Below are 6,744 nucleotides of genomic sequence, written 5' to 3'. Positions count from 1 at the left end.
ATAGCTTTATCTTTTTAAACAGTTACTCATCGTGCAAAGAACCTTATTACTGCTACCTGTTTTAATGCTGAGCTGTAAACAGCCGGCCACCCAAACCCCTTCTGCAGCTACGGCATCGGCTACACACGCAGCGCCGGTACCCTTTACCCTTACCAATGGAAATATCAACAGCGACAGTGCAGTGTTTGAGGCTGCGGGCATTACGGCGGCCATTGCCAATTCCGGGGCAGGGATGCAAACCATTCACATTACCAGGGAAGGCAGGCGGCTGATCAATTATATGCGGGCCATTGATACCATTAATACCGTTATACCTGTTCCCCAGCTGATGATAACGGGAACGGATACTGTAGTAGGCATCAATATGGCGCCTGCGGGAACCCGGAAGATCTTCTTCAAAATAAAAAATAACAAGGCTACCTATACCAGGCTGGTTGATTCCATAAAAGAAACGGCGGCCGACAGCATAAAAAAAGCCCCTGCGGATGCAGGAGCCTTTTAAAAGAAACATTAACACTATTTGAAATCAATCGGAATTGCGAGCTTCACACTGAAATTCCGGCCAACATTATATACGCCTGATCTGCCGGTTACTTCGTTGATGGGCGCATACTTCAACCTGCTCAGGTGATTTTGATAAGCCACATCTGTTAAGTTATTGACAGCGAAATGCAGGGAGAATAAGGTTTTATTCTTCCTGTTTACAAAATCACTACCTAACCCGGCGTTAAAGAGGGTATAACCGGAAGTAGGGGTTTCTGTTTCGTAAGCTGAAAACACATCATTCTGGGCAAAGTTCAGATCCATTTGCACCCCGATGTAAGCATTCTTCAGCAGGCTTTTTCCCACCTTCTTAAATCTTCCCTTTAATTCAGACAGCCAGCGTGACGCCGGGATATTAGGGAGATATTTCGTAGAGTCGGTACTGTTAGCTGTAGTAGCTCTTACATAAGAGAAAGTGTTCTCAAAATGGAGCCAGTCGATCGGATGCGGGTGAATATCCAGCATCAGCTCCCCCCCGTAAAGGTTGGCATCTGTTTGCTGGTATTTAAACGCTGCATACCCTTCATCATTATCTGCGGCGGGGATGGAATCCGTGCCGGCCATATTGAACAGCTTGCGGGAGAAAATGAAATTATTGATATGATTATAAAACAGGCTGGCCGACAAGGAAACGTGTTCGGTGTTAAAATCCACGCCTGCATCTACCTGTGTGCTCACTTCCGGTTTAAGGTCCTGGTTACCATATTCATACTTGATGGTTCCTTCATGCACGCCATTGGCAGAAAGCTCTGCAATGTTCGGTGCGCGGAAGCCTCTTGCTGCATTGAGTTTCAGTACTACCTGTTCGCTGGCTTCATAGCTGAGTCCCACGCTGGCCGACACATTATTGAAGTTACGTTTAAAGCCGTCAAATTTTGTATCACCGGTATTAGCCGGTTTGCCATCTTCATCCAGGAACAGTGATTTGGACTTCAGGGAACGGTTATCGAAACGCAGGCCCCCGCTCAGTGTGAGCTTATTAAACGTTTTGCTGGTTACGGCAAAAGCGCCGAAGTCGAACAGATCGTATGCCGGGATCAGAAATTCTTCTCCTTTATTCTGATTGGTTTGCTGCATCCCGTTCACGCCTACAGTTGTTTGCCAGCCATTCATTTCGGGCAGGTAATATTTCAGTGCGTAGTTGAAGGTTTGCAGGTGCAGGTACAGTTCCGGTGTAGACGGCGCCAGCACATCGCCAAATTCGCGGCGCTGATTCAGCTGATATCCCAGGGTAAGACCGATACGGCCACCGTTGTGCAGGTACAGGCTGTTGTCCCATACTATTTTCTGGTGATTGATCTGCTGCTTGGGCACTGTCATGCTGTAGGATTTATTGTCGCTGCCGGTAGCCGGTACTTCTTCTTCTGAACCGTTGTTATTGACCAGTTTCAGGAAATCGCCGTTACTGTCGCGCTCTCCTTCCACCAGCCCGAGGTGCTGGTTAAATGAAGTGAAGGTGAGGTGGGAATATCCCCATTGTTTGTTGATGCCAATGTTAGCGCCAAAGTTGGTATTGTTAAAGCGGGAATTGAATACGTAGTCATCGTATTTATTCTTATAGTCGTGCGCCTGTTTTTGTGTAACGAAGGCGCCCCAGCTAAAGCCGTTATTATTACCGGCAATATCTGCGTGGTATGCCATCAGCCCGTTGTTGGTCTGGTAGTTGGCTTCCACGTTGCCTTTAATTTTTCCCAAAGGCAGCGGTGCGGGTGGCACAATGTTCACCACACCTGCCAGTGCATCTGATCCATAGATCAGCGAGGCGGGGCCTTTCAGCACTTCTATCCTGCTTACATTGTAATCGTCTATTTCGATACCGTGTTCATCGCCCCATTGCTGGCCTTCCTGGCGCACGCCGTCGCCCACTACTACTACGCGGTTATAACCAAGGCCGCGGATAAAAGGTTTTGAGATAGCAGGTCCGGTAGAGAGCTGTGTAACGCCCGGTACTTTTGCTATTGCATCTATGATATTTGTAGAGATGTTGTCGTCGAGATAATCGCGGCGGATCACGCTGATGGGCGTGGGTGTTTTCCGGGCAGATGTAGCCAGGTTAGCGCCTGTGATAACGATTTCATTTTTTTCTATCAGTGTTTCACCGAGTTCAAAATCCTGGGTGGTAGCGCCGGAAATGGCTACAGGCGCGCTGTAGGCAGCATAACCGATGTAGTGTACATCTACCACGTATTTTCCTTTAGGCAGATTTTTGATGATATAATTTCCCTGCGCATCGGCAGCAGCGCCTACGCGGAGATCCGGCAGGTAAACAGTAGCGCCGGGCAGTGGTGTATGCGTTGATTTGTCCACCACTTTACCGGTCAGAGAATTTGAATATTCCCCTTCTTCGGGGTTAGTACCGGCATAGGCAGCAGGTAACGCCAGTAACATTACACTCCAAAGCCCGAGTATAAATACACGCAAATAATGCATATCTGAAAAATATAGAATCAGTAATAATAAATAACCAGCGCGAACGGATGGTTTACGCTGCAACAAAAAAGGTTAAGTCAGGTGTGCCGGGGGCGCCCTGGGAGTGAGATTAAAATAAGGCAGATGCGTGGTTTCCGGTAACGTAAGCGGAGAAAATACCCAGATTACTTTCTGGACCGGAGGTATATATAAAGTAACAAATAACTCGTAGGGTTCTACGCCTATCTGCAGGAAATCGCAGTGGCGGTGCTGTTCAGATATGGTGAGTCCGTCGTGTTGGTGAAGGCCGTCTACCGTATCATGGTGACCTGTAAATTCGTGTATAAACTCCCTGGGGATGGTATTTATAATAAATACTCCCAGGAGAATAATTGCTAATATTTTATGCAGATAGTGTTTGTACACGGAGGCAAAGGTAGCAAAATCCATCTATTTGCAACGGTGTTGCACGAATATTAATGAAATTATAAGGTCAGTTTACTTTGAGCATAGGGCGAACCTGTTGTACAGGGCCGTTCTGGAAGCGGGCATAATAAATGCCATTGGGCAGGTTATGCGCATCAAAGGTGAATGTATAGGTACCGGGTGCATGCACTTTATTCACGGGTATGCCAATGAGGCGGCCGGTAGTATCAAAGATCTGCACCAATGTGTTGCCGCTGCCGGTAACATAGGTAATGGTGGTATAATTTGCGAATGGGTTTGGTGAGTTGGTGATAAGCTTTTTATCATCTGTATCCAGGTCGGGCAGGCCGGTAATGGTACCGCAGGCCACGCCGCTGATAAGCGGCAGGCGCTGGTAATCGTCCCGCAGAATGGTTTTCAATACTGTTTGATCCACGCAGAACCATTGTTCCAGGATAGATGCATAGATAGACCGGAAGTCGTACTGCATGGGAATATTATCGATTACAGAGGAAGCGTCCGGCAATGCGGGAGAATTTCCCAGCACTCCCTGGTTCACATAATCTCCAAAAATAATAATGGGAGCGGCCGCGCCATGATCCGTACCCATGCTGTAATTTGATTTAATACGGCGGCCAAATTCGGAGAAAGTCATGCCTACTACCCTGCGGGAAGCGTGCAGTCCTTTCAGGTCGTCCATAAAGGCTTTGATAGCGTCTGAAACGCCGCCCAGCAGGTTAGCGTGACCGCCTTTGCTGGTATCGCCGCCCTCCGTTTGGTTGGCGTGGGTATCGAAGCCCCCGGTGCTTACCATATAAAGTTTTGTTTTCAGTCCGCCTGCCACCAGGCGCGCTACTATTTTCAGTTGTTCCGCGAGGCTGTTATTGGCCGGGTAAGCGCCTTGTGAGGTTACCTTTTTTGCCGCGGCAGTAATCGCTTTTTCGTAGCTGTTGGTTTGTTTCGCGATGAGGCGGATATATTCCAGTTCTTTTCCCCATTTGGTATTGGGTACAGGATCAGTAACGCCATCTATCAGGTTATAAAAATCGGTAGCGCTGGTAATAGCGATGCCCATACTGGCGTAGGGGCCCTGGAAAGCGGGCGATACGATAGAGCCTATCTGCACAGCCAGCGGATCGGGTGCTTTGTCGTTGGGATAGCCATCGGGGAATCCTTCATATTGTGTATCGAGATAGCGGCCTGCCCAACCCGTGGTAAGCACCTCATTGGAGTTAGAACCGGTGAGCCAGATATCGGTAGCACGGAAATGCGAGAAATTGGGCGAGGGGTATCCAACGCTTTGAACGATACTTACTTTTCCGTCGTTGTAAAGTTTTTGTATGCCTGTCATAGCGGGATGGAGGCCGGATTTGGTGTAATTATCGAGGCGGAGCACCTTTCCTTCCTGTATGGCAATGTTTGAACGTGCCGCCTGGTATTTACCATAAATATCCAGTGGGATGACCATGTTAAGGCCATCATTACCACCAGTCATCTGGATCATTACCAGTACATGATCATTGTCGGCAGACGCAGTGCTTAGTGCATCCAGCATGGGGGATGAACCGAAGGCTTTAATGGAAAAGCCGTTGATTAAAGTTGGCAGGATAGCAGCTGGCGCTGTATATTTCAGGAAGTCTCTTCTTTTCATAAAAAGGTTTTTCTGCTATCAGGATAATTGATATTCAGACAAGTCCATAATGTATTTATACAGTGCCTGGAGGCGGCTTTCCACGTTATCTTTCAGGGCGGCATCTGTTGGCGACGCTTTCCAGGCGTTCCATGCCTGGGTCCAGTAATAGTTGCTGTCGGGGCTTTGGTCGCTCAGAAGGATCTTATTTTTCAGGAATCCTTTTACGGTATCGGAAACGCCTACACGATAAAGTATATCCAGGGAATCGTTCACCAATGCTATGGGATCTTCCGGGTGTGGCAGCCTGCTGGCGAAGGCGAGTGTGTCTATCCGGAGTCCATTGAATCCACCGGCGCTTACGAGGCCATCACTGAAGCGGTTGCGTTTGGGCAGGGTATCGGTATTGATCCACAGTTCATGAAATGCGGGGGCCTGGTAGTAGGCGTCCCAACCGGCCACCAGCGGGGGATCTCCGAAGTTCTGCAGCATAGCGGCGGCCCTGTCCTGCACTACTGCCCATGCTTTATATTGATTGGTATAATCGGTTGGGAAGGGTATGCCATATTCGCGGCAGATACCGATGCAGAAGTCGGCCGGGCTTTTAATAAGGCAGGCCATATTCAGCGGATCGAAGAAATGCTCGCTGGTAAAAAGTGCATTGAGCGTTACTTTGATATCGTAGCCGCTGCTGCGGAAAATATCTGCCAGTGGTGTAATTACATTTTGTTCTGTGGCTGCATCAATATCATAGTATACAAAGAAGCGATACAGTTTGCGGCAGATGAACTTTGCTACTTCCGGTTGCAGGAAGATGATCGTGAGGAGGTCGTCGAGTTCCTTGGCGCCTTCCTGGCCTGTTTTCCCGGAGATTACTTTATTGAGATAGAATCCTGAAAATTCTTTGTTGCCAAGATCATGTTGTGTAGTATCGAACAGGCTTACGATGTTGGTTCTGTCTACCCGGAAGCCGGTAAGCACGCGTGCGGTGGCTCTTACATCATCTTCTGTATAATGTGAATCCGGTCCTTTTCCCACTGTAAAAAGTTCATGTAATTCCCTTGCGTAGTTTTCATCGGCGGCGCCTTTGGAGTTAAGGTATCCGTTGAGATATACCAGCATAGCGGGATCCAGGGTGATTGCCTTGGTAAGGGCTTTAAAATTACCGAGGGCATGTTGGCGCAGGGTAAGATTATATTGATAGAGAAAACGGCTATCGTTTACCATTCCTGTTTCCGTAACAAAGTGGTTATGCCAGAAGAGCACCATTTTTTCGTGTATGCTTGCCTGTTGGTTGATCATCTGGCCTGTCCACCATGCTTTATAGGATGCGATCCTTTTCTGTTCCAGCATTTCATCGCCAAGCGGGGCTTTGACCCATGTAGCGCCGGGTGTAACGCCGGTGTCATCGATACCGTAGTTATTGACCGGGGGTAAAGGATCCGGTTGTGCGGTGAGCAGTGTATCTACTGCCTGTTGCATTGTAAGACTGCTGAATGCATTAACGTTTGCGGGTGTAACCCCGAACAGGGTGCGTTTCAGCAGGTGAATGCGTTGCAGTGTATCCCAGGTACCGGTATATGGTGTAATGCCGGTGGCGGTACGGGCAATAGTAGCAGCAGTTCGCGTTTGATGGCGATCAGGCGATAAGGTAAGGAATTGTCTGCGATCCATAAAGCGATATGGTTGATGGCTTAGGGGCCGTTTATACCGCCAAATTAATAAAAACTTTAATC

Annotated in this window: 5 protein-coding genes; 1 reads left to right on the top strand and 4 read right to left on the bottom strand. The window is 48.3% G+C overall.

What is annotated here, in order from left to right:
* The first annotated feature begins 31 nt into the window (after nucleotides 1–31).
* Nucleotides 32–502, top strand: coding sequence for a hypothetical protein (locus VN105_RS27570; RefSeq protein ID WP_325646330.1), 471 nt, complete (start codon nucleotides 32–34; stop codon nucleotides 500–502).
* 14 nt (nucleotides 503–516) lie between these two features.
* On the opposite strand, the gene VN105_RS27565 is transcribed toward VN105_RS27570, so the two are convergent.
* From VN105_RS27565 to VN105_RS27550, 4 genes are all read right to left on the bottom strand, one after another.
* Nucleotides 517–2,973: a TonB-dependent receptor gene (locus VN105_RS27565; RefSeq protein ID WP_325646328.1), complete on the bottom strand. Its 2,457-nt coding sequence runs from the start codon at nucleotides 2,971–2,973 to the stop codon at nucleotides 517–519.
* A gap of 72 nt (nucleotides 2,974–3,045) precedes the next feature.
* The gene (locus tag VN105_RS27560; RefSeq protein WP_325646326.1) at nucleotides 3,046–3,402 is read right to left on the bottom strand and encodes a hypothetical protein; all 357 of its coding nucleotides are present in this window, start codon (nucleotides 3,400–3,402) and stop codon (nucleotides 3,046–3,048) included.
* Nucleotides 3,403–3,445: 43 nt separating this feature from the next.
* Nucleotides 3,446–5,029, bottom strand: a complete 1,584-nt coding sequence (locus VN105_RS27555) for a DUF1501 domain-containing protein (protein WP_325646324.1) — start codon at nucleotides 5,027–5,029, stop codon at nucleotides 3,446–3,448.
* An 18-nt stretch (nucleotides 5,030–5,047) separates the two neighbouring features.
* On the bottom strand, nucleotides 5,048–6,682 hold the full coding sequence (locus VN105_RS27550) for a DUF1800 domain-containing protein (protein ID WP_325646322.1): 1,635 nt from the start codon (nucleotides 6,680–6,682) through the stop codon (nucleotides 5,048–5,050).
* Between the last annotated feature and the right edge of the window lie 62 nt (nucleotides 6,683–6,744).

Source organism: Chitinophaga sp., assembly GCF_035564935.1.
Taxonomy (GTDB): Bacteria; Bacteroidota; Bacteroidia; order Chitinophagales; family Chitinophagaceae; genus Chitinophaga.
This window is presented reverse-complemented; position numbering and strand designations above follow the sequence as displayed.

Bases quoted from the DNA above. Each gene is read 5' to 3' on its own strand.
- VN105_RS27565 (WP_325646328.1), bottom strand. From the start codon at position 2,973: ATGCATTATTTGCGTGTATTTATACTCGGGCTTTGGAGTGTAATGTTA.
- VN105_RS27560 (WP_325646326.1), bottom strand. From the start codon at position 3,402: ATGGATTTTGCTACCTTTGCCTCCGTGTACAAACACTATCTGCATAAA.
- VN105_RS27555 (WP_325646324.1), bottom strand. From the start codon at position 5,029: ATGAAAAGAAGAGACTTCCTGAAATATACAGCGCCAGCTGCTATCCTG.
- VN105_RS27550 (WP_325646322.1), bottom strand. From the start codon at position 6,682: ATGGATCGCAGACAATTCCTTACCTTATCGCCTGATCGCCATCAAACG.